Origin of the sequence: Lysinibacillus sp. KCTC 33748 (assembly GCF_002237755.1) — a bacterium.
Taxonomy (GTDB): domain Bacteria; phylum Bacillota; class Bacilli; order Bacillales_A; family Planococcaceae; genus Lysinibacillus.
This window is the reverse complement of the sequence record NZ_MWSJ01000014.1, coordinates 1-23267: the sequence shown is the minus strand read 5'-3', so window position 1 is coordinate 23267 and position 23267 is coordinate 1. Positions and strand designations below refer to the sequence as shown.

Sequence of the window (23267 nt, the reverse complement as noted above, 5' to 3'; positions counted from 1 at the left end):
AATTGATGATGAGACAAGAAATCAGAGTCTAATGATTTTTCCTATAAAGGCAAAAAATCCGCTTAAACTTCCTATGAAAAAAGCACGAGCACAATGATGTTGCTCATACCTTATTCACGGAAAGCGAAGCGGATTTACCTTTTACAATTATGCTAGAATTCCTATGAAGGTTTTTCAGACACCCCACAAATTCATAACATTTTATCTTTTACAAACTGAATAACATGGGCAACGTATAGTTCCCTGTAAGGGACAAATTGCGCAGTACTAACAGGGCGCACAATTTTCGCTCGTTGACCATCAGGGAAATATTCATAGCCTTCAATATTTAAAGTAGCTGTTTCTCCTAAAAAGAATGCCTCGGCCTCGTCAAGCTTTGCTCGAACGACCCCTGACACTTCCTCATACTGCAGGTTAAATGATTCCCAATCATGTTTGAATGGATATATAAAAACATGACAAAATTCATTGTCAATCATGTTTTCTGAAACGATACTACAAGATGTCATGCCCATTTTAACTACTTCGTGTACGTCAACATCGAGTCCTAGCTCTTCCTTTACTTCGCGAATTCCTGACTCGACTGTCTCTATAGCTAATAAATGCCCCGCTGCTGTAATATCAAGCAAACCAGGATAGTCCTTTTTTTGTGCACTACGGATTTGGAAATAGATATAGTCCTCATTGACAAGCCAACAGTGGAATGTTTCATGCCATAGTCCTTTTTCATGTACCTCTGCTCTCGTTGCTGTCCCAATCTGTTCATGCTGTTCATTAAAAACTTTCACAATTTCTTGTTCCATTTTTTCCGACTCCTATACCGACTTCGTAGCCTTTTTCTTAATCACGTTCCGTTCATCATAAATATTGGATGCGATTACTTTTAATACTGCATAAAACGGTACAGCAATGATAATACCGATAAAGCCTGCAATATTACCTGCTGCTAAAATAACTGTAATAACGGTTAACGGATGGATATCGAGTGTTTTCCCCATTACATTAGGCGTTATAAAGTTACTATCAATTTGCTGTGCCACTAGTGTGACAACAGACACCCATATAACCAACACTGGATCCTGAACAACAGCCACGATCAGCGCTGGTGTAAAGGCAATCCATGGTCCTATAAACGGAATCATATTCATAAAGAAAGCAAATATAACAAGAAGCAATGAATATTCTAAACCTATAATTAAATATCCGACATACATAATAAGTGCAAGTAAAAAACTAATTTGTAGCTGTCCTTGTATGTAGCTACGTAAAACACTATCAATTTCAATTAACGTTTTCTTCACCCATTCACGGCGTTCACCACTAAAATATTTATAAATTGATGGTGCAAATTTTTCATGATCCTTCAACATAAATATAAAGAAAAACGGAATTAAAATAGCTAATAAAGAAACTGAAACCACTGATTGTAAAAGTGATACTAGTCCTTTACTTGCCGCAAAAGCAATATCCTGCACATAGTCCGCCATATTGTCGATAAGATCTTTTAACTGTGGCGGGAAATTATCCCTGTTTCTCAATACATAATCAGCTGCATCTTGAATACTAGCACTAATCTGCGGTACATTTTTCACTAAATTATTTACCTGTACGGCAATCGGATTACCAACGATCCACCCAAAGCTACCGACAAGCGCGATTAATCCAACGACGATCGTTAAAATGCTCGCCCATCTCGGCCATTTACGCTTCTCTAAAAATCTCTGAATCGGCTCTGTAACATAATACAAAACACCGCCCAGTAATAAAGGTACAAAAATAGCCTTTAAGATAATTACAAGCGGCGAAAAAATCCAATGAATCTCTATAAAATATTTAATGACTAATAGGGTAAGTAAAATCCCTACGCCTACTTGAAACCAAACTTTCCTCGTCACTTTAATTCACTTCCTTTTATCTCAGTTACTGAAAATACTACTTATATATTAACCATTTCGCAAGTATCCTATTAATTATTGTCTAAATATGAGAGTTTATCAATTATGCCTCGGCATAATTGTAGCTGCCGCTTTGCTTTCGCTACAAAAGACATTTGCTGAAAATAGTTAACACAAAAAAATTGCAACCCTCCAATGGGCAATCTCGCAAGCCCCTCAAATGCCAAAGCATCCGAGGAGGCCCATACGTTTTGCCTTCCACAGGAGTGTCGCAAATTTCCACAATGTAATAGTTTATAATTTTGTATCGTCTACTGAATTTAAGTAATCTTCAATATCGCCAATGACCGATTCAACACAGCCGTCCTCAAATGGTGAAATTAAGCCAGCTTCTTTTACAAGCTTCGTAAAGGACATAGAACCACCTAAATTACATAAATGAGTATAGTCCTTCCAGGCAGCTTCAAATTCTTCACGTGAACGTTTCCAGAACTGGAATGCACAAATTTGCGCTAACGTGTAATCAATGTAATAGAACGGACTTGCATAAATATGTGCCTGACGTTGCCATACACCACCCGCTTCTAGATAACTATTATGATCATAGTCACGGTGTGGTAAATATGTCTCTTCAATTTTTTTCCACGCAACTTTACGTTCAGCTGGTGTCATATTCGGATTTTCATAAATCACATGCTGGAACTCATCAACTGCAACACCGTAAGGAAGGAATAATAAGCCACTGCTTAAGTGTGTGAACTTATATTTTTCTGTGTCTTCCTTAAAGAATAGCTCCATCCATGGCCATGTGAAAAACTCCATACTCATCGAATGAATTTCACAAGATTCATAAGTTGGCCATAAATATTCTGGGATTCCGATGTCACGGCTTGAATAAACTTGGAAAGCATGTCCCGCTTCATGTGTTAACACATCGATATCACCTGAAGTACCATTAAAGTTCGAGAAGATAAATGGAGAGTGATAGTTTTCGATAAACGTACAATAACCGCCACTCTCTTTACCTTTCTTCGCCACTAAGTCCATTAATTCATGGTCAATCATAAAGTTGAAGAATTCACCCGTCTCAGGTGATAGCTCCTCATACATTTTTTTACCGTTCGCAACAATCCATTCTGGATCGCCTTTTGGTGTCGCATTTCCTGATACAAAGTTGAATGCTTCATCATAGAACTTAAATTCAGAAATACCAATACGCTTTGCCTGGCGCTCATATAACTTAGTTGCAATAGGTACGATTAAATCACGAACTTGGTCACGGAATTTCTTCACCATATCTGCATTATAGTCAATGCGATTCATTCGAACATAGCCTAGCTCGACATAGTTTTTATAACCTAATTTAACAGCGATTTCATGGCGCACTTTGACAAGTTCATCATATAGTCGATCAAATTCCTCTTCATGGCCAGCAAAGAAGCCAAAGCGTGCATCCGTTGCCGCCTTACGCATTTCACGATCAGTAGACTCTGCATACGGACCAAGCTGGGCAAGCGTTAATGTTTCACCATTAAAGTCAATTTGCGCAGAGGCAACAAGCTTATTATATTCTGAAACGAGCTTGTTCTCCTTTTGCATTAGATCAATGACTGCTGGTGAAAAACCTTTAATTTGATAGGTTGCTAAATCAAATAATTGCTGGCCCCATTTTTCTTCTAACTGCTCACGGAATGGTGAAGCGATTAGTGCTTTATAATATTCTGTTGTTACCTCTTCTAACTCAGGTCCAACCTCATCATAATAATCGCGTTCTGCGTGATAGAATTCATCATTCGTATCAATCGAAGCACGAATATACACCAGGTTCGCCATCGTGGCATAGTCATTACTCAATCCGTTTAATTTCTCAATTATTTCACTTTGCTCGTACATCGTTTTCGCATTTTTAAATTCGTCAATTAAAGATAATTGTTGCTCTTTCATTGCCTCAACTTTAGGACGGCTGTATTCATAGTCTTTAAATGTTTTCATAAAGTCCCCTCTTTCTGTCATATACCCCGTTATATTTCTATTATATGCCAAATCTATAGTATTAAGAAATAAATTAATAGCCAAATACATATGTTTTTAATAGTGCGGCCCTTTCCCGTAGCGTTAACTTCAATTCCACCGATTTTGGCGTTTTTGCCGCAACTACATCTACTTCAAAACCTAAAGTCTCCGCTAAATATTTTGCACGCTTTAAATGAAAATCATTAGAGACTATCGTGATTTTCTTAGTTTCTTTAGGCAAAAGTTCTTTACTAAATAATAAGTTCTCATAAGTTGAAGTAGATTGGTCTTCCACTACTATTCTATTCGTATCAATATCATTGTCCTGTAAGTATTTAAGCATGACTGAAGCCTCTGTCCGATCTTCATCTTCCCCTTTTCCACCTGACACGATCACTTTTACACGAGGATACTTTTTCAAATACTTTACTGCCTCTTCTAATCTATTTTTCAAAGAAAGCGATGGAATTCCACCCGGTTTTACCTTTGCTCCCAGGACAATCATGTATGTAGCTGTTCCGTTTGCAGCTGGCTGGACACCCTGTTTCATCTCCTCGCCGAGCCAAATATAAACAACACTACCCATAGCAAGCAATATAACCCCTAACCTTATTACCCATTTCTTCACAATTGACCCCCCCTTACCTTTTATTAACGTTTAGGCAAAAAAAAGGATGCTTGTACTGAAATTGCTGTACAAACATCCTAAATTGATTATCTTAATATAAAGCGCTTAATAGAATCCTGTAACGCTGTTATTTCATCTGTTAAATCATTGGAAGATTCACTAACAACCTGAATGGCACGCTGTTGTTCATCAACGGATGCCGTAACTTCCTCTGATGCAGCAGCATTTTTCTCACTAATCATCGCAATACTTTCGATAGATTGCATAATGTTATTTTTTGAGCCATTCAAATATTCTACCCCAGTAGTCATTTCCTTAATAATAGAAATGATCTCTTCTACGGCCAATTCTATTTCCTTAAAGGATGACTCTGTTATGGCCACCGAATCATTTTGCTGACGAACAATGACGTTTGTTTTCTTCATCTCATCATTCACTAAATTAGTTTCACTTTCAATTCCCTTTAAGGTTGTACGCACTCGCTCTGTTGCTACAGATGTTTGATCCGCTAACTTACGTACCTCCTCAGCAACAACTGCAAAGCCTTTGCCATGCTCCCCAGCTCTAGCCGCCTCTATCGATGCATTCAATGCAAGTAGATTCGTCTGATCAGAAATCTCCGTAATCGTACCGACAATGCCTTCAATTTCCCTAACTTTCACAATTAAGCTATTAAATACAGCCTGGACATTATTAATCACTTCTGAAGACTCGTGTGATGTCTCTTTTAAGTTCTTTAAATTTAAAAGCCCGTCTTGATTTGATTGCTTCATATTTTGAGATGCATCTAGCATTACTTCATTTTTGTCATGCAATAATTCAATCTGTTGCGCAAAATCAATTGCTGTTCTATTCGTATCCTCTGCCTCTGAAGCTTGCATTGATGCGCCGTTTGAAACCTCATTTATCGCTTTTACTATTTCATCTCCATAAGCGTTTGTTTCCTCTGCCACAGATGTTAAATTTGACGATGTCGATTGAATTTCTACAATAGCTTCCTCTACATCTGTAATTAATGTTTTCAGTTGATCAACCATTTCATTAAAGCCTTCATTTAACTGACCGATCTCATCTGAACGTTGTAGATTTTCAATTTCTACAGTTAAATTCCCTTTGGCTACTTCACGTACACGTTTCGATAATTTTCGCACTGGTAAAGCTAAATGTCTTGAAACCATTATGACAACTATAGTACCTATAATGATGGCACCTAATAATGTAATACCAATAACGAATAATAATGAATTAGCCCCTTCATTAAAGTCTTGCATATATGTACCCGATACTATAATCCATCCCCAATTTGGATCCTTTGCAGAATAAATTATTTTATCAGCTAATACATCTTGCCCTGGTAGCTCAAACTCATATTTGGTATATCCCCCACCGGCAAGTGCTTTTTCGGTTACTTCCCGAATAAAGTAATTTCCGCTACTATCTTGATCGTTCCATAGGTTATCCCCTTCTCGAGTCGGATGGGTTGTTAATGTCCCTTTATCATCTAAAACATATAGATAACCATACTCCCCCAAGTCTCCAGGATAATTAATTGGCCTCTTTCCTTCACTATCCTTCGGTCCTAGAAATGCCTCCCGCACTTTCTCCTGTGCAACTTCTAAAGGAACTTCGCCCCTTTTAACACTCTCATTTGCTAACTCGATTAATTGCAAAGAAGATTCAACACTATTTTTAATAACTTGTTCACCAATATCATCCAGACCTTTTTTTGCTTTGCTATAGCTAACTAAGCCTATCACTAAGCTAGGGATAATTAATAATGCTAGTGAAATGATAATTAGTTTCCCCTGTATCGAACGTGAAAACTTCATGCTTTAGCCCCCCTTTTCTCCTCTTTCACTATGACTATCAATCTATATTATGTTATTATTCAGAATTTTTCACAATGGGTAAAACGTAATTTATGTTTGAATTCTTCGCCTTTTTACGAAAATATGCTTGATAGCTTAACGTGGGGGGATTTCCATTGCTACTGGACCTATTTCCGGCGGCGTCCAGCCTTCACTCCAAATCTAACAAATATGATTCCAAACTTTTAATGACAAGCTTCAAATATGCATAATAGATAAAAAAACTATCTTTCTACAAGGATATGCCTTATAGAAAAATAGTTTTTTGATTTTTACCATCATTAAAATGTTTAGACACTATCTTAGTTCTCGCCTATGATATGATTTTAATCCAAATTACTAATGCTATTAAAGTAGTGAAAAGGGTTGGGATTGTTAAAATAATACCTATTTTCAAATACTGAACCCAGCCAATCTTTATTCCTTTTTGCTTCAGTATATGGAGCCATAACAATGTTGCGAGTGAGCCAATCGGCGTCATTTTAGGACCTAGATTTGTGCCGATGACATTTGCATAAATAAGCCCTTCTTTCATAATTCCAGTTGCACTAGTTTCAGCAATAGCTAATGCATCAATCATTACAGTTGGTAGGTTATTCATAATAGCTGACAAAATCGCTGCTACAAACCCCATCGTAATTGTCGCTACCATCAATCCTTGCTGTATAGCGTGCTCTAATAGACTTGCCAGCAATCCGGTCATTCCTACATTTTTCAAGCCGTAAACAACCACATACATACCGATAGAAAAGAACACAATATTCCACGGTGCCCCTTTCACAACTCTCTTTGTATCTACAGTATGGCTACGTCGGGCTAGTAGGAAAAAGATAGCTGCTACTCCACATAAAATAAATGACACTGGAATTTTGAAAACCTCACTCGTTAAGAAACCAACTAATAGAATGGCTATAACATACCATGATAATAAAAATAATCTCGAATCACGAATTGCAAGCTTTGGATTATCAACTGCCTCGAGTGAATATTCTTTTGGAATTGCACGGCGAAAGACAATATAAAGCACAACTATACTTGCTAGTAAAGAAACTAAATTCGGTATCAGCATATGTAGGGCATATTCCATAAATCCAATACCGAAATAGTCTGCCGACACAATATTTGTTAAATTGCTAATGACTAACGGTAAGGATGTTGTGTCCGCAATAAACCCACTTGCAATAATAAATGGAAAGATCATTTTATCGGTTAAATTCAATTTACGGATCATTGCGAGAACAATTGGTGTTAGTATTAAAGCTGCACCATCATTTGCAAATAATGCTGAAACAATAGCACCTAGACAGCAAAGGTAAATGAATAAGCGTATACCACTTCCCTTTGCCACTCGTGCTATATGTAGGGCAGACCATTCAAAGAATCCTATTTCGTCTAAAATAAGTGAAATAAAAATAATTCCTATAAACGAGAACGTTGCATTCCAAACAATCCCCGTCACCTCGACAACATCTTGCCAGGTAACAACTCCGAGCATTAATGCAATTGCAGCACCAAAACAAGCAGACCAGCCGATCGATATTTTACGCGGCTGCACTATTACAAAAAATAAAGTTATTAAAAATATTGCAATCGCTAAAAGAGCTTGCACAGTTTTCCTCCCTAAATCAATTATGCCTCCGGCGGAAGTTTGGACACCCGATGAAGTTAAAAACCAGTAGCTTTATTCGCTACTGGTTTCATATGTTTATATTATTCACCTAAATCTGCATTATGGTAAACGTTTTGAACATCCTCTAAATCTTCTAATGCATCAATTAATTTTTCAAATTTCGCAATGTCGTCACCAGCTAATGCTACTTCTGTTTGTGGAAGCATTGAAAGCTCTGCTACTGTAAATTCTTGAATGCCTGCTACTTTTAGTGCTTCTTGTGCAGCAAAGAATTGATCTGGCTCTGCATAAATAATGACAGTCTCGTCTTCTTCAAGAATATCACGAGCATCAACATCTGCTTCCATTAAAATTTCAAGAACTTCATCTGCTGATTTACCTTCTAAACCGATAACCGCTGTTGAATCAAACATGTAGGCAACAGAACCACTGACACCCATATTCCCATTATTTTTACCAAATGCTGCACGTACATCAGAAGCTGTACGATTAACATTATTCGTTAAAGCATCAACGATTAACATAGTGCCTGCTGGTCCGAAACCTTCATAACGTAATTCGTCGAAGTTTTCATCGCCGCCACCCTTCGCTTTATCAATTGCTTTTTCAATAATATGTTTAGGAACACTGTATGTTTTTGCACGTTCTAGAACAACTTTAAGGGCACGATTTGATTCAGGATCTGGCTCGCCTGATTTAGCTGCCACATAAATTTCGCGTCCAAATTTTGCATTGATACGGCTTGTGCTTTGGTCTTTAGACGCTTTCTTTTCTTTAATATTGTTCCACTTACGACCCATTGTTTCCACTCTCTTTCAAATTATAAGTTGTTTATCAATTACGCCTTGGCGTAATTGCGTCCGGATTTTGAATTGTGATTTCGTATCTTTACTCTGAAAATAATAACACAAATGATGCTTACAAAGCTATATATGCCAATGTTTAAGGTAACTTTATTAAGTCATTAATTGCAAAAAATTGTTTCACTTAGAGCACTCTACAAATGTTTTTCCACTTTGATTTTTTCTAATAATGCCTGACAGCCTTCTAAAACTAAATCATAGGTTTCTTGGAAATCTCCTGTATAGTAAGGATCAGGCACGTCTTTTCGATGATCAGTTAAATCTAAAAAGCGAAAGATCTTTGTGGAATCCGGATTCCCTAGCATCGTTTGGATATTACGTATATTGCTTTCATCCATGCCAATAATGTAATCAAAATTTTCAAAGTCAGCCTTTTGTAATGGTCGACCTTGCATCCCTTTCGTTGAGATGCCATATTCTTTTAGCTTACCTTGCGTTCCTCTGTGAGGAGGATCTCCAATATGCCAAGAGCTTGTTGCAGCCGAATCCACCTCGACTTTATGACTCAAATGCTCTTTCTCTACCAAATCACGCATGACCGCTTCAGCCATTGGTGATCGACATATATTCCCCAAACATACAAAAAGTACTCGAATCATTTTTATGTCCTCCTACAATCAATCTCATCTTGGCGTATCGTAGTTGTCGCTACAGTAAACACTTGCTAAATGTAGATAAAGCACTCAAAATCAACCGATTCTGAGTGCCTTCTAAGTTATCCCACATTACTGGCAGTATGCTACTACTTCAAAGGAATGTGAAGATTTTAGTTTGTGTTCTTCACACAGAGGGTTCACCTCTGAATGGTGTTTCACTTTATTTCTTTTCTGCTGCAACTCGCTTCTCTAATTCTTCAGTTAATGCTATTAATTCATGCTCAAGGTGATTTGTAAATTCCTCGCGCCCTTCTTTACCTTTACCCGTTACGTAAAATGGCTCGCCATAAATTAGATAACCTTTACCACGCTTAAAGACATCACCAGCATTACGCGCACCAATATAAGCTGCTGGTACAATTTGCGCTTTGGCTAACTGAGCTATTGTAATTGCACCTTGCTTTAAATCTGTACCTTCCGCATTTCGCGTACCAGATGGGAATATCCCAACCACTTTCCCCTCTTTCAATAGCTGCGAAGGGATTTTAATAACACTTGGGCCTGGATTATCACGGTCAACCGGAAAGGCATTTAAACGCTCTATAAGCCAGCCAAGACCCTTTATATCAAACAATTGCTTTTTAGCCATAAAGTGAATCTCTCGAGGGCATACTGCAACACCAAGATTTAAAATATCAACATAGCCCGTGTGTGTACACGCAATAATAAACCCACCTTCCTTCGGTAAGTTTTGCTCTTCATATACACGCGCTTTCGAGCCTGTTAATTTTAAGATTACTTTTACAACATTTGCTATAAATTTATACACTGTTTTCATTCCTACCTTATTCAATAGTTATCCCCATTGTAATCGAAAAGACCAGTATACTGCAATTACAGATGAAAATATCTAGACTCTTCCCACTAATACATCAACATCAATCGTAATTTCATTTAACAGGATATTGGATCCTTCTTTCTTATGCCAGCCCATTGGTGTCATTTCCAGCAGTGCTGGTACAAGCTCTTTAGCTAGCGGTACCGTATATGTAATACGTTCTACGCTAACATCGGTAAAGCTTTCTTTAAACCGAGCAACTATTTGTTCATTCGAATACGACTCTTTAGTAGAATCCGCATATAATTGCGCTCGAAGCTCATGTAAGTATCCACTTTGAGGTACAACCTTAACAACACAACCATTGTGAGTTAATAGTCGTTTAAATTCTTCATAATTGGCCGGCGATAAAATATTTAATATGGCATCGAAGCTCGATCTTGCAAATGGACTTTTCGCTAAATCACCAACACACCACATTTGCTCTGGATAATGTCGAGATGCAGCAAGGATACCTTCCTTCGCTATATCAATACCAATTCCTATACCATGTTTCTTTACCATAATACGAGCTAAATGTGAACCTTCTCCACATCCTGTATCAAGTACGGTTTCTGCATTAGCAATTAGCTCTCCGATTTTATCTTCTACTACATCATAAATACCACTATCAATAACCGCTTTTCGAGATTCAAAAAGCTCTTTATTGTACTTAGAAACGGCACCATGTGTCAGCATATTGATGTAGCCCTGTTTGGCAATATCAAAAGAATGATTTGAGGAACATACTAATCTACCTTGCTCAAAAACATCCATTGATTCCTGACAAATTGGACAAGCAAAAAGCTTTATATTTTTATCCATTAACGCTGCCCCTGCAGCTCTTTTAGAAAGTGCCCCCATTAATTTTCCTCCTTCGGTTCTGTAGGTGAAACAAGTGCAAAACGCTCCCACTTACGACTTTTCCATCTAAAGTATACGATAATAGCTCGCATCCATTCATCTACCGCAATTGCTAACCAAATACCTACTAGCCCCCAATGTAAAACGAATACAAACAAGTATCCGAGCGGGAGACTCATACATACCATTGATAAGAAACCAATTTTCACTGGAAATCTTGCATCCCCTGAGGCACGCAATGAGTTAATAACTACAATATTCATTGTTCGCCCTGTTTCAAGGAGAATACTTAATGCTAGGACAGATGCTCCGATGGCAATTACCTCTGGATTATCTGTAAAAACGTGCATAAGTTGCTTACGGAATATCGTTACAACTGCAACCATAGTGATTGTAAAAGCAAAAGCTGCGCGTACACTCGTCCAAAGCTGATGATAAGCTTGATCCTTTTTACCAGCACCGACGCTTCGTCCAATAATTATAGCCGTACCTGTTCCGATGGCAATCGCAAATAAATACGTAAACATCGAAATATTCATGGCATATTGTCTCGCCGCAAGTGTCTCTGTGCCTAAGTAAGTTGCATAATAAAGGAAGACAATCTGACAAAACTGATAAAGCACCTGCTCAAATGCTGACGGTAAGCCTATATTTAATATTTTTAGAACATATTCCTTTGAATACTCGAAATAATATTTTAGCTTCATTCTTACTTCCATGACTTGATACAACAGCCAGAAAAACACAAGAACTGCCAAACCACGGCTTACCACTGAGGAAATAGCTGCACCTTTTACACCTAACTCCGGTAATCCTAAGTTACCAAAGATTAAACCATAGTTTAAGACAACGTGTAGCACATTCATACCTAGTGATACATACATCGTTTGCTTTGTCCATCCGTGTACACGGATAATTGCTGCTAAAGCGTTTATAATAGCCTGTAAAAAAATAAAGCTTCCGATGATTACCAAGTAGCTTTGAGCGTATATAAGCACTTCCCCTTGCAAGTTCATCATGGTCATTAAATGACTTGAAAAGAAGAAAAATAAGATACTCATCATTAGTCCAACAACCAAATTCATCGTAACTGCTAAAGCGGAAATCTTCGCAGCCTCAAAAAATCGCCTTGAACCTAAATATTGAGATACAACAATGGAAGCACCGTTACCAACTACCTCAAGTATTAAAATTGCAATATGAATATATTGATTGGCTGCACCAACTCCTGATACAGCATTATCTGATAAAGCACTGAGCATAAAAGTATCGGCTAGTCCCATTAACATAAATAAAAATACTTCTAAAAATATCGGCCATGTCAAATGGAATAAACTTAACCTATCTGTCTCTTTAATATCACTTTCTTTTAATATATCTGCCAATACTTTTCACTTCTCCTAATCGTTTCGTAAAGATTTTCACATGCTGTCCAACTTTCAACTACCTTCTTTACCATCTATACAGATAAATTACTGCCCAATCAATTATGCCTCGGTATAATTACGTCTGGAATCGGCTTTGTGCTTAGGGCTGCAAATGTTTTTTGTGCGAAAGCGCAGCGACAGCAACAACACGAGGGCCGACACGATGTCGGTCATTTCGGTAATGCCACAGGATAGGACGTGGCGTTTTTAGGCTGAGTTCCTATATTTCAACGGGTGTTTGGACAACCGCTGAAAGAAGTTAAAAATATATAGTATCTTATCATAGATTTTTAGGCTGTAAAGAATTTTTATATGAAACACCTAATTATGCCTCGGCATAATGCTTCCATAAGCTTTTTCGCCAATATGAATTAAAAGATTATGCAAAGATAATACAATACACAAAAAATCCCTCTCACAATTTTATGTGAAAGGGTTTCTTATCATAATAAACAATAGTCCTGCAATTGCTTACGTTTTTCAGTTGTTAACCCAAACTCTTCCTCTAAAAAAGCTGTCTTAGAGCCATATCGGCTATCCATTGCATCAAATGCTGCCTGCAAATAGTCTTCACGGGCAGACATTAAGGCATAAAATTGCTGTAATTCTTGATCGCTATAATCTTGCTGAATGGTTAGAGCCATTCGTTCGACTAAGGAACGTAAATGTACATTTGTATCTAAATAATCCTCCATGATCGTTTCCTCAGGGACATCTAAAGCAAGTAAAATTAGCGCACTGCCAATACCTGTTCGATCCTTCCCGACTGCACAATGATGAACAAGCCCTAAATTTTCAGGTTGTTGAATCGTTGCTATTAACTCTTTGAATGAGGCATTATTAAAAGGCATTTGTGCATAAAATTCTCTACACATCTCCGGGCTTACAACCTTATAAAAATCTTTTCCACCAGAGTTTGTAGGCATCTCAAAAGCATGATTTCCTTTAGCTGGTATTTGAATATACTTGGCATACGGGAATATCGGATTAGGATTATTTTGAGCCTCATGGTTGTCTCGATAATCAAAAATTGTTTTCACACCTAGCGTTTCAAAGCGCTCTTTATCTGATTTCGTCATTTTACCAAGTGCGGCTGAACGATAAATCAAACCATTCTTAACAGCACGCCCATCTCTTGACTTATAACCACCCATATCCCGAAAATTATTAACTGCCTCAAACGGAATAATATTCATATCAAACTGTTTCACTCACTGCACCCCTCCCTGTTAGCAAGCATACTTATCTCTATTTTATAGAACAATTCGATATAATACCAATTTTCGCATTAGGGAATGTCGTACACTACTTAGAGCAACAAGGGGATTTATTTGAGTGTTTCTTTATTTGGGTGGAGCAGTTATCCTTTTTATTCATCAAAAAAAGCTGCCCTTGATAAAGGACAGCTCCAAAATACTATTTTTCAATATCAATTATTTAAATAACTCAGGATATACTGCTTTCGCGATTAACTCAACAGCTTCGCCAATACGTGGACCTGGACGGTTTGAGATATCATTATCTATAGAATAAACAGCTTTATTTTTAATGGCCGTGATTGAATTCCATCCATCACGAGAAAGAATTTCTCCCGTTGAGTCATTGCCTACTGTTGTTAAAATGACTTCTGGATTTTTCGCAATGACATCTTCCTCAGATACCATTGCCCAGCTTTTAAGTTCAACAAAAACGTTGTTAACGTTTGCAGCATTTAAAATCTCTTGTTGGAATGTATCAGAACCAGCTGTATAGATGTCTGGCTTTGGACTAATTTCTAAATAGATATTTTTTGGTTCTTTCACATCTTTAACTTTTGCTTGGACATCTGCAATTTTAGATTTAATATCTTCATTTAACTTTTCGCCTTTATCTTTGATGCCCATAGCCGCTGAGACTTGTTCGATATCCCCATAAACATCATCAAATGATTTAGCTGATTGAATGGCAAACACTTTAATACCCGCATCTTCGAGACCTTTTAAGGCATTTAAATTTTCTTCATCGTCTCCAGTTGTATAGGCAATAACGACGTCTGGCTTTAACGCTAAAATACGCTCACTATTGAATATTGTAGAATCAGAAACACGCTCAATTTTTTGAGCTTCTTCTGGATACGAATCATACTCAGTCGCACCAACTATTTTATCACCCACACCTAGCGCAAATAAAATCTCTGTATTACTCGGTTTTAATGAAACAATAGTTTTAGGTACTGCATTAAACTCTACTTCTACACCACGGTCATCCTTAACTTTATAGCTAGTAGTTTTCTCAACTTGTTGATCTTCTTTAGAAACAGTATCTTTATTTGTATCCTCTTTCGTGCCACAGCCAACTAATACAAGTGCCAACATCAACACAGAAAGCCATTGTAGCTTAAACATTTTCTTCATTTCATTGATTCTCCTTTTTCTTTTTCATCGGGTATGACTTACTAATAAACGGTATTTCAGCAATACCTGCATGCTGATTCATATAGACAGCCATTACAAAAAATACATTGGCTAGCAATCCTAAATAATCAAAGAGAATAGCTGGTACTTCGCGTTCTTCAGATACTTTGTGCAAAACACGGTATGATTTTTTCGCCTCACTACGACATAAATGTAATGCAGAAGCTGCCTCTGTTCCTTGGGGTAATACAAAGTTTTGTATTTCCTCTTTAACATGACTAACATAGAAATCATAGCGATCACTAAGCCAAGTCAAATCATCTTCAGTTACAGCTAATTTGCCTCGGACTGAGCCATTTACATGGTAAGCCATTGGCAAAATGGCAAGTAAATCATCTGCTACTACCTCTACCGTTTCTTTTTAACCGCCGCCAATGCTACACCAATATGTGTTGTTAGGCTATCCGTTCGAATTTCAAAATCTACTGTAGATGCCTTTTCACGCATAAATGGATAACAAGAATAACGTGCATCTTTTTTCAAATCTAAGTCCCCGCTTTCCTTCGTGAAAAATTCTTACCTTATTAACACCTCGTCTTACATCAGGTGAACTATAAGCGCATAAAAAAAACGTTGTTCCCACTCCTAAGGAAACAACGAAAAATAGCATAAATAGTGTCACATAAATACGACATAGCCTATGTATTTGCCGCATATTCTCCTAGCTTCCGAAGAGTTATCTATACGTTCAAACAAAGGTCGGTCTCCTGGCTTGTACAGTTCACTACATTCATAAAAAACCTTCCCATCGGATAATTCGACAGTGGTATATCTTTATGACTTCTGTACTTACAGTTGCGGAAACAGCTCCGGTTTTTCACCGAATTCCCGATTATGCTATAGTTCAGCACCTTTATTCTGCAAGAATTATTCACTTGTTATGCAGTTTATCATAGATTGATAGGAAAAAATAGCTGTGGAATTTAGAATAAACAACGATGGATAAAAATCATGCAGGTATTACCGTATGCACGCGGATATATTCACTGTCCCATTGGGTATTCATCCCGCTCGTGCAAATATTTGTTATGCCTTATAAGTTAAAGCATTTTATTTTTTATAATGAAAGGATTTTCAAAAAATAGCCATTTTCATAACTTTTATCGGATGGCATTTTTATATTTCTTTTTGGATTTAACATCTTTCTCTTCCTCAATTAAACGCTGTGCAATTTCTAGTAGCTTTGGGTCATTTGTTGTATCGAATAGCTTTTTAAAGGATACAATAATATCATAGCGTATTAATGTCGGGTGCTTTTCGTCTAAGCACGTTTGATATCTTTTAGCCAAATATGATACGACTAAATCTCTTTGTACCTGCCCCGCTAAGCCTATTTTCCAAATTGCCTGTAAAGTATGCCTCACAGTGACTGTTTCTTCATCATACGTTACTGCCCAAATCTTTAAGAAGTCCTCTAACACTCTTTCTTCAGGATCGCTTTTTGCTGCCAGTGCGCATAAAAATTGTGCAGCACTTGCACGTACATGTCCATTTTTGTATGTAAGAGTTTGAACTAATTGTTCCCAAACTGAATAGGTCCAATCAACTGGTTCCTGCATAATTTTCATTAATTCTTCGTATGATTTGTATTGAATATCACGGTCACGCTCTGTTAAATTACTAAAAAGTTGCAAAATCTCTTTTTCCATGATTCATCCCTACCTTTATTGTTTCAGAACGTAAAAAATAGTGTACTTGTAAGTGTTATCTCATTTACCATCATGCGTTACTTTGCTACTACAAATTAAAAGTCTCATATAATTGAAATTTCAGAGCAAGATCCCAATCGTATATTTCAAAATTATCAGAAATGGCGTTCAATATGCAAGAATCTTTTCTTTTAGCTATATGAAGACAGAGGAATACTCGTTAGGATTATTATTGGAGTTATCTCACGATTGAGTCAAAGCGAAATACGCAATAACGAAAAATTGATGCTAATTCTTTTTTCGGCTGTATTATCATTTTTATAACTGGGGCTATAGTTATAAATATATCAACTTATGTAAATTTATTCATTACAAAAGTTATTTTACTCATTATTGACCGAGTAGTCGAGCCTAAACTAATGAATAACATTATGCGTTTGCCTAATAGGTTTAGTCGTAGAATCTTAACTATAGTTTAAACAGTTGATAATTTCCAGTACCGTCAAATAATAAAAAAAGGTTACCCTTGTAATTTCTTTTACAAAGATAACCTTTTCGCTATTTTAATCGTCTATATAATAGTACGGCTTATTAAATACGACCGAAGCCTACTAAATATTGATTCCACCAATCAAGTGATTCAATGACAACACCTTTATTTTGAGCATCAATCATTGTGTTGTTTCCTAAGTAAATACCTACATGCGCTATACCTGAACCATAGCTGAAGAATACTAGGTCACCTACACGTGCTTCACTTGCTGAAATACGTTGTGTTGCTAAATATTGTTGTGATGCTGTACGTGGTAAATTTACACCCGCTTGTTTGTAAGACCATTGTACAAGACCAGAACAGTCAAATCCTGTTGATGGGTTACTACCGCCCCAAACATAGCTACGACCTAGGAATTGTTTCGCAACTGAAATAGCATCACCTGAAGATGCAGTGCCTGCCCCTGAACCAACAACCACTTTTTGTGATGATTTTTCATTGTTAGCTTTGCCATTATTATTATCATTGCTATTGCCATTATCGTTAGTGTTAGTGTTAGCATTGTTGTTTGTTGCTTGTACAACTGGAGTAGCTGCTTGAAGTGCACGTAAACGAGCTGCCTCTTCCTCTGCTGCTTTACGCTCTGCTTCTAAACGCTCTTCTTCTTGTTTCGTTGCAATTTGTGCTTTTAATGCAAGAGATTTCGCTTCATTTTCAGCTTTTTTTACTTCCATTTCGCTTTCCTTCTCTTGAAGCTCTTGGAATTGCTTTTGAAGCTCTTTTTGTTTTTCATCTAATGTTGTTTTTTGTTTTTCTAAGCTAGCCTTATCTGCTTCTTGTTGATCTACTAATTCTTGGTCAGCATCCATTAATGTTTTTACCGCTACGACACGGTCCATTAAATCTGCAAAACTTTTTGATTCTAGAACAGCGTTTAAATAAATACCTACAGTATTATCTTGTGCTTGGTATGCAGCCATACGGTCACTTAAAATCGCTGAACGTTGTTCAATACGTTTTTTAGTATCTACAATATTTGCATCAACTTCTTTAATGTCTGCCTGTACTTTGTTAAATACTTTTACTTTTTCTTCGATCTCTTTTTCTAGGCTTTTTAGCTCTTCTTGTAGCTTTTTAACCTCTGTATCTATTTTAGCTTTCTTATCAATCATTTGTTGAGATGTTTCTTCTGCGTGCACTTGAGTTGGTTGAACTGTATTAAATAATAAGCCGCCCGCTAGTGCTAATGCTAGCACCATCGACTTACGCCATTTATTGCGTTTACCCACGTTATTCTTTCCCTTCACTAGTCAATTTCGTTCGTAGAATTTTAATGTAATCATTGGAACGATTTCTTTTATTTATTCTTATATTTTATTAGCCTTTTAAAGTTTAGCACTATTAGCATAACTTTTATACTATTTCACGCCTTTTTAATGGTTTAGTAAAACTCGCAACATTCTTGTAATATTTACGTAATTCCCGATAAATTCTACAAAATTACGTTTTATTCTACATATCAACATTTTTAACTACTTTACCCATAGTCCCACTCTCTGTTTTGTAATGCTTTTGTAATATTTCTAGAAAACATTTTTAACATAAAAAAAGGTAAGGGAACATTTTCCCCTACCTACAAATAATGTGTAACCATAAACAAAGGTTAATTTCTCTCCAAGTTGACGCTTCTATTGCTTCATGGAACGAAGCGCTTGGATAGAAAGCCGTACTAACAGAATGGCACAGAGAAATAACCCTAAGTATGCTGCTGTATTTAAATAGATCGCATACGTGTCATGAATAAATTGTGAAATGGCTAAAAGTGCTACAGAAATAATGCCAAAGGTAATACCAACGAGAAGTAAGACGAAACGGGAAAATAGATTGGTAATAAAACGAGCATTATCCTCATCTGAAAAAACATCGTGGTGTAAGATAATTTTCCCACTTTCTACCCGTTGAATAAGCTGGTCAACTCGTCTTGGCATTTTGCGCAATGTCGGAATAAGCATGGATAATTCTTCTTGCAAACGTTCCTTTGTTGCCGTCGGTTCTTTAAATGGCTTCAGGAAGGATGCCCGCATATATGCGGATGAAAAATCTCTCGCTTCTGTAAAAATATCAAAGCTTGGGTCAATTACCCGTAGTGTGCCATCCAATGTTACTAAGGAACGCAGTGCTAAACCTACTGCGGGATAGAAAGCAAGACCAAAATCACGAACAACTGTAAATAACGCATGTATCAATTCCTCTGTTGGAATCCGATCCACGTAAGAGATTTTCAAGAGAATTTGATCTATGGCTTGCTCCATTTTTGCACGATCTGCATGGCCCGAATTTTCAACCAATAGTGTTAGGCCATCGTATAAAACACTTGCATCATTTAGCTGAATTCCCATTAAAAATAGCTTTAAGCCCTCTTGTTGTGTAGCTCCCAAACGGCCAACCGCTCCAAAATCAAGCAGTATTGGTGTGCCATCCGTCTCATCAATATGAATATTCCCCGGATGTGGGTCTGCATGGAATATACCAGAAAGCAACATCTGCTCAAAGAAGGAATATAAAACAGTCCGTGCAAACTGCTTACGATCACATTCAAATCGGTTAAATTCAGCTGCAGCATTTGCAACACTTTTTCCTCGAGCATATTCCATGACAATAATATTTTCATTACAATATTCTGTATAGATTTTAGGGATTCGAACTTTATAATCGCTTTTGGCAAGCGCCTTCGTCACCTGCAATGTGTTGCGAGCCTCAATATCTAAATGGATTTCCTCGCGTAATCCATCTGCAAATCCTTTTGCAAGCTCTCGAAATCCAAGTGACTCAGCCCATGTAGACTTGTTCGAAAGCCAATTAGCGAATTCCTCCAAAATGTCGAGGTCGTCTCGCATAATCCCCTTCACTTCTGGACGCAGTAGCTTTACCACGACTTCATCAAAATTTTTCAATCGTGCCTTATGTACTTGTCCAATGGATGCTGCCGCAATAGGCTCCATTTGAAAGTTTGCGAATATTTCATTCATAGGCTTCGGAAGTGAATCTTCTAAAATTTTTGTTACCTGTTCTGACGGTAAAGGCTTCACACTATCTTGTAGCCTCTCTAACTCGGCAATAAAGATAGGCGAAAATAGTTCCTTACGAGTAGAAAGTACCTGACCAAATTTAATGAATATCCCACCACATTGCTCCAAAGTTACTCTTAAAGCAATGGCAAGCTCTTTTTCATTTTCACGTTGTCTTGCGTATTTTATCGTTTGAACAACGCCATTTGTCACTGCTATTCTCAATACATGACGCAAGCGCTTTTGTTGTCGCCAGTAGCTTCGAAGGCGCATAAATAAATTTTTTTGCCCATTACGATGATCTGTAGCCCTAATACCGCTTGAATCGAAAAGCTCAAAAACGAGATAGAGCAGCATCGAAATTAGTAGCATGCTACCAATCCAAATAAGTGTGCTGACCTCCGTCACTGTTTGCATCATCGATTCGTATAAAAAATCTGTATGACGTAAATAGGTATACCAATAAACGAAGGACGTTAGCGTCACACTAATGACTACAGAAAGAACCCTACGTCTGAAATTAATGTTTGAACCAATTAATCGGCCACTGACAAAATAAATAAGTCCTGATACAACAATGATTTGGATTAAAAATTTCAAAAAAATCAACAGCGTCACCTCCGATACTACTTCCTAATACTGCTAGTATAACAAATGTAAGGCTCATCATCATAACGCAGGGGTCACTTCCGTCCCTTAGAAGGCTCTGATTTCCGCTACATGCTACTTGCTTTGTCGCTGTCGCACAGATAAAACAGTTGCTGTCGCTGCGTTAGCACTACGCTTTCGCATGGAAAACATTCGCTCCGTGCAGGGTCTCGTCTGTCTCGCTTTCCCGCGGGAGTCGAGTAGCCCTACGCTACAATCAGTTAAAATCGTCATATTTTACTGTTATCCCCAAAATTTTGTCTATTTGTTTATTTCTTTAGTATTTATCCACTTACAATGATTTTTAATCAGTAATTTTTGTTGATAAAATACCCAAAGGGGTATATAATCCACTTAAAGCAATATTTATCCACAGTTTTATTCATTATCAACACAATAAAAATCTTGATTTATCCACAACATACCCATGTATGTATACTACAAGAAAAGGATGTGCTTACACATGAGTAAAAAATTTTTAGTTGTCGGTGGTGTCGCAGGCGGTGCCTCGACCGCTGCACGTATCCGCCGCCTCGACGAACAGGCAGAGATTATAATGTTTGAAAAAGGACCGAACGTTTCATTTTCCAATTGCTCTTTACCATTTCACCTTAGTGGAATCGTTGATAACAGCGACAAATTAATCTTAATGACACCTCAAGCCTTTCAAACAAAATACAAGATTGAAGCACGTGTTAATCAAGAAGTTTTACATATTAATCGAAAAGATAAAAGCATTACTGTAAAGGATTTAACCACTGACACTGAGTACGAAGAAAGCTACGATACATTAGTGTTATCTCCTGGCGCAAGTCCAATTGTTCCAAACTTGGACGGCGTTCATTCTTCACACGTTTTTACCGTTCGTAATGTCGTGGATATCGACCGTTTAAACCGGTATATCCAAAGCGATGACATACAAGATATCGCTGTTATTGGTGGCGGATTTATAGGCGTGGAGGTTGCAGAAAATTTACGACTTGCCGGTTTTAATGTCTCACTCGTTGAGTTTAGTCAACAAATCATGACGCCATTTGACTATGATATGGCACAAATATTACACAAAGAAATGATGGATAAAGGAATTAATATCATCGTCAATGACGGCCTAGCTAAGGTTACGGCAGATTATGTAGAATTGAATTCCGGTAAACAATTGAAAGCACAGGCTGTTGTATTAGCTATTGGCGTTCGTCCCGAAACCTCTTTAGCGAAAGAAGCCGGACTGGCAATAGGCGAACTTGGCGGTATTCAAGTTGATGCTAACTACACAACATCCGATCCTTCTATATACGCTGTGGGCGATGCTATAGAAGTATTCCATCAACTAACCCATAAACAAACTCGCCTGGCACTAGCAGGTCCAGCGCAACGACAAGCACGAGCAGCAGCTAATCATATGTACAATATACCTCAACAAAACAAAGGAGTTATCGGCTCTTCAAGTGTGCAAATTTTCGATTACACGTGTGCCACAACGGGCTTAAATGAAAAAACAGCGCTCGCACACGGCTTCCAAGCAAAAAGCGTGTACTTGATTGCACCAGACAAAGTTGGTTTAATGCCGAATAGTAATCCACTTCATTTTAAACTTGTTTACGAAGTGCCAACTGGGAAGATTCTCGGCGCACAGGCGATCGGAAAAGGCAATGCCGACAAACGCATCGACGTTATAGCAACTATGATAACAATGAAAGGCACATTAGAAGACTTGAAAGAGCTAGAGCTATCCTATTCTCCAATGTTTAGCACTGCACGTGACGTTGTTAATTTAGCTGCACTCGTTGCCCAAAACCAGTTATATGGTCATTATAAACAAGTAAAAGTTGACGAAGTTAGAGGTCTCGTTGAAAATAACGCTCATTTCTTAGACGTCCGCGAAATAAATGAATTTGAGAATGGTCATCTCATTCATGCGAATAATATTCCGTTAAGCGAGCTCCGCGAACGTTTGGATGAGATTCCACAAGATAGACCAGTTTACGTACATTGCCGATCTGGCCAACGAAGCTACAATGCTGTAATGACCCTCCAGAACAACGGTTTTTCTAATGTATTTAATGTCGCCGGCTCCTTCCTCGGTATTTGCTTGTATGAATATTTCACAGATGTAACAACTAACAGAGATAAAATTGTCACGGCCTACAATTTTAAATAACACAAAAGGGATGCCACTAGTTTGCAGCATCCCTTTTCTTTTGGTTCTAAGTCAAATGTTGGGGTGCTGTACTCTTTCAGCACCTTAACCCAGATGAACTCCAATTTCTTTATACTTTAAATTTAATAAGATTTTTG

The 23267-nt window shown here is 37.5% G+C and carries 17 protein-coding genes, 1 pseudogene and 1 riboswitch; of the genes and pseudogenes, 1 reads left to right on the top strand and 17 read right to left on the bottom strand.

Annotation, left to right across the window (positions count from 1 at the left end):
- Positions 1–191: 191 nt before the first annotated feature.
- The 17 genes and pseudogenes from B1B04_RS16275 to B1B04_RS16195 all read right to left on the bottom strand — a co-directional run bounded on the left by B1B04_RS16275 (position 192) and on the right by B1B04_RS16195 (position 20933).
- Entirely contained in the window at positions 192–803 is a 612-nt protein-coding gene (locus B1B04_RS16275) for an NUDIX hydrolase (protein ID WP_079562468.1), read from the bottom strand.
- Between the two features lie 12 nt (positions 804–815).
- The gene (locus B1B04_RS16270) at positions 816–1895 is read right to left on the bottom strand and encodes an AI-2E family transporter (protein WP_079562467.1); all 1080 of its coding nucleotides are present in this window, start codon (positions 1893–1895) and stop codon (positions 816–818) included.
- 294 nt (positions 1896–2189) lie between these two features.
- Complete coding sequence (locus B1B04_RS16265; protein ID WP_079562466.1) at positions 2190–3887, bottom strand: M3 family oligoendopeptidase; 1698 nt, start codon at positions 3885–3887, stop codon at positions 2190–2192.
- A 73-nt stretch (positions 3888–3960) separates the two neighbouring features.
- Positions 3961–4536 (bottom strand): YdcF family protein, encoded by a 576-nt coding sequence (locus tag B1B04_RS16260; RefSeq protein ID WP_240518316.1) that lies wholly within the window; start codon positions 4534–4536, stop codon positions 3961–3963.
- An 86-nt stretch (positions 4537–4622) separates the two neighbouring features.
- The gene (locus tag B1B04_RS16255; RefSeq protein ID WP_079562465.1) at positions 4623–6365 is read right to left on the bottom strand and encodes a methyl-accepting chemotaxis protein; all 1743 of its coding nucleotides are present in this window, start codon (positions 6363–6365) and stop codon (positions 4623–4625) included.
- 352 nt (positions 6366–6717) lie between these two features.
- On the bottom strand, positions 6718–8013 hold the full coding sequence (locus B1B04_RS16250; protein WP_079562464.1) for an arsenic transporter: 1296 nt from the start codon (positions 8011–8013) through the stop codon (positions 6718–6720).
- Between the two features lie 101 nt (positions 8014–8114).
- A complete protein-coding gene (locus B1B04_RS16245) occupies positions 8115–8834 on the bottom strand; it encodes a YebC/PmpR family DNA-binding transcriptional regulator (RefSeq protein WP_079562463.1) in 720 nt (239 codons plus the stop codon).
- Between the two features lie 197 nt (positions 8835–9031).
- Positions 9032–9496, bottom strand: a complete 465-nt coding sequence (locus B1B04_RS16240; RefSeq protein WP_079562462.1) for a low molecular weight protein-tyrosine-phosphatase — start codon at positions 9494–9496, stop codon at positions 9032–9034.
- Positions 9497–9713: 217 nt separating this feature from the next.
- Positions 9714–10322, bottom strand: coding sequence for a lysophospholipid acyltransferase family protein (locus tag B1B04_RS16235; protein WP_079562550.1), 609 nt, complete (start codon positions 10320–10322; stop codon positions 9714–9716).
- An 81-nt stretch (positions 10323–10403) separates the two neighbouring features.
- Complete coding sequence (locus B1B04_RS16230) at positions 10404–11234, bottom strand: putative RNA methyltransferase (RefSeq protein WP_079562461.1); 831 nt, start codon at positions 11232–11234, stop codon at positions 10404–10406.
- Positions 11234–12610, bottom strand: a complete 1377-nt coding sequence (locus B1B04_RS16225; RefSeq protein WP_240518318.1) for an MATE family efflux transporter — start codon at positions 12608–12610, stop codon at positions 11234–11236. Before B1B04_RS16225 ends, B1B04_RS16230 begins: the two co-directional genes overlap by 1 nt.
- A 494-nt stretch (positions 12611–13104) precedes the next feature.
- A complete protein-coding gene (locus tag B1B04_RS16220; RefSeq protein ID WP_079562460.1) occupies positions 13105–13872 on the bottom strand; it encodes a tyrosine-protein phosphatase in 768 nt (255 codons plus the stop codon).
- 222 nt (positions 13873–14094) lie between these two features.
- Positions 14095–15054 (bottom strand): ABC transporter substrate-binding protein, encoded by a 960-nt coding sequence (locus B1B04_RS16215; RefSeq protein WP_079562459.1) that lies wholly within the window; start codon positions 15052–15054, stop codon positions 14095–14097.
- A gap of 1 nt (position 15055) precedes the next feature.
- Positions 15056–15597 (bottom strand): annotated as a pseudogene (locus tag B1B04_RS16210) (ATP:cob(I)alamin adenosyltransferase).
- 197 nt (positions 15598–15794) lie between these two features.
- A riboswitch (cobalamin riboswitch) is annotated at positions 15795–15984 on the bottom strand.
- A gap of 230 nt (positions 15985–16214) precedes the next feature.
- Entirely contained in the window at positions 16215–16763 is a 549-nt protein-coding gene (locus B1B04_RS16205) for a hypothetical protein (RefSeq protein WP_079562458.1), read from the bottom strand.
- A 591-nt stretch (positions 16764–17354) separates the two neighbouring features.
- Positions 17355–18563, bottom strand: a complete 1209-nt coding sequence (locus tag B1B04_RS16200; protein ID WP_079562457.1) for a C40 family peptidase — start codon at positions 18561–18563, stop codon at positions 17355–17357.
- Between the two features lie 381 nt (positions 18564–18944).
- Entirely contained in the window at positions 18945–20933 is a 1989-nt protein-coding gene (locus B1B04_RS16195; RefSeq protein ID WP_079562456.1) for an ABC1 kinase family protein, read from the bottom strand.
- A 502-nt stretch (positions 20934–21435) separates the two neighbouring features.
- Here B1B04_RS16195 and B1B04_RS16190 point away from each other — a divergent pair.
- Entirely contained in the window at positions 21436–23130 is a 1695-nt protein-coding gene (locus tag B1B04_RS16190; RefSeq protein WP_079562455.1) for an FAD-dependent oxidoreductase, read from the top strand.
- The last annotated feature ends 137 nt before the right edge of the window (positions 23131–23267 follow it).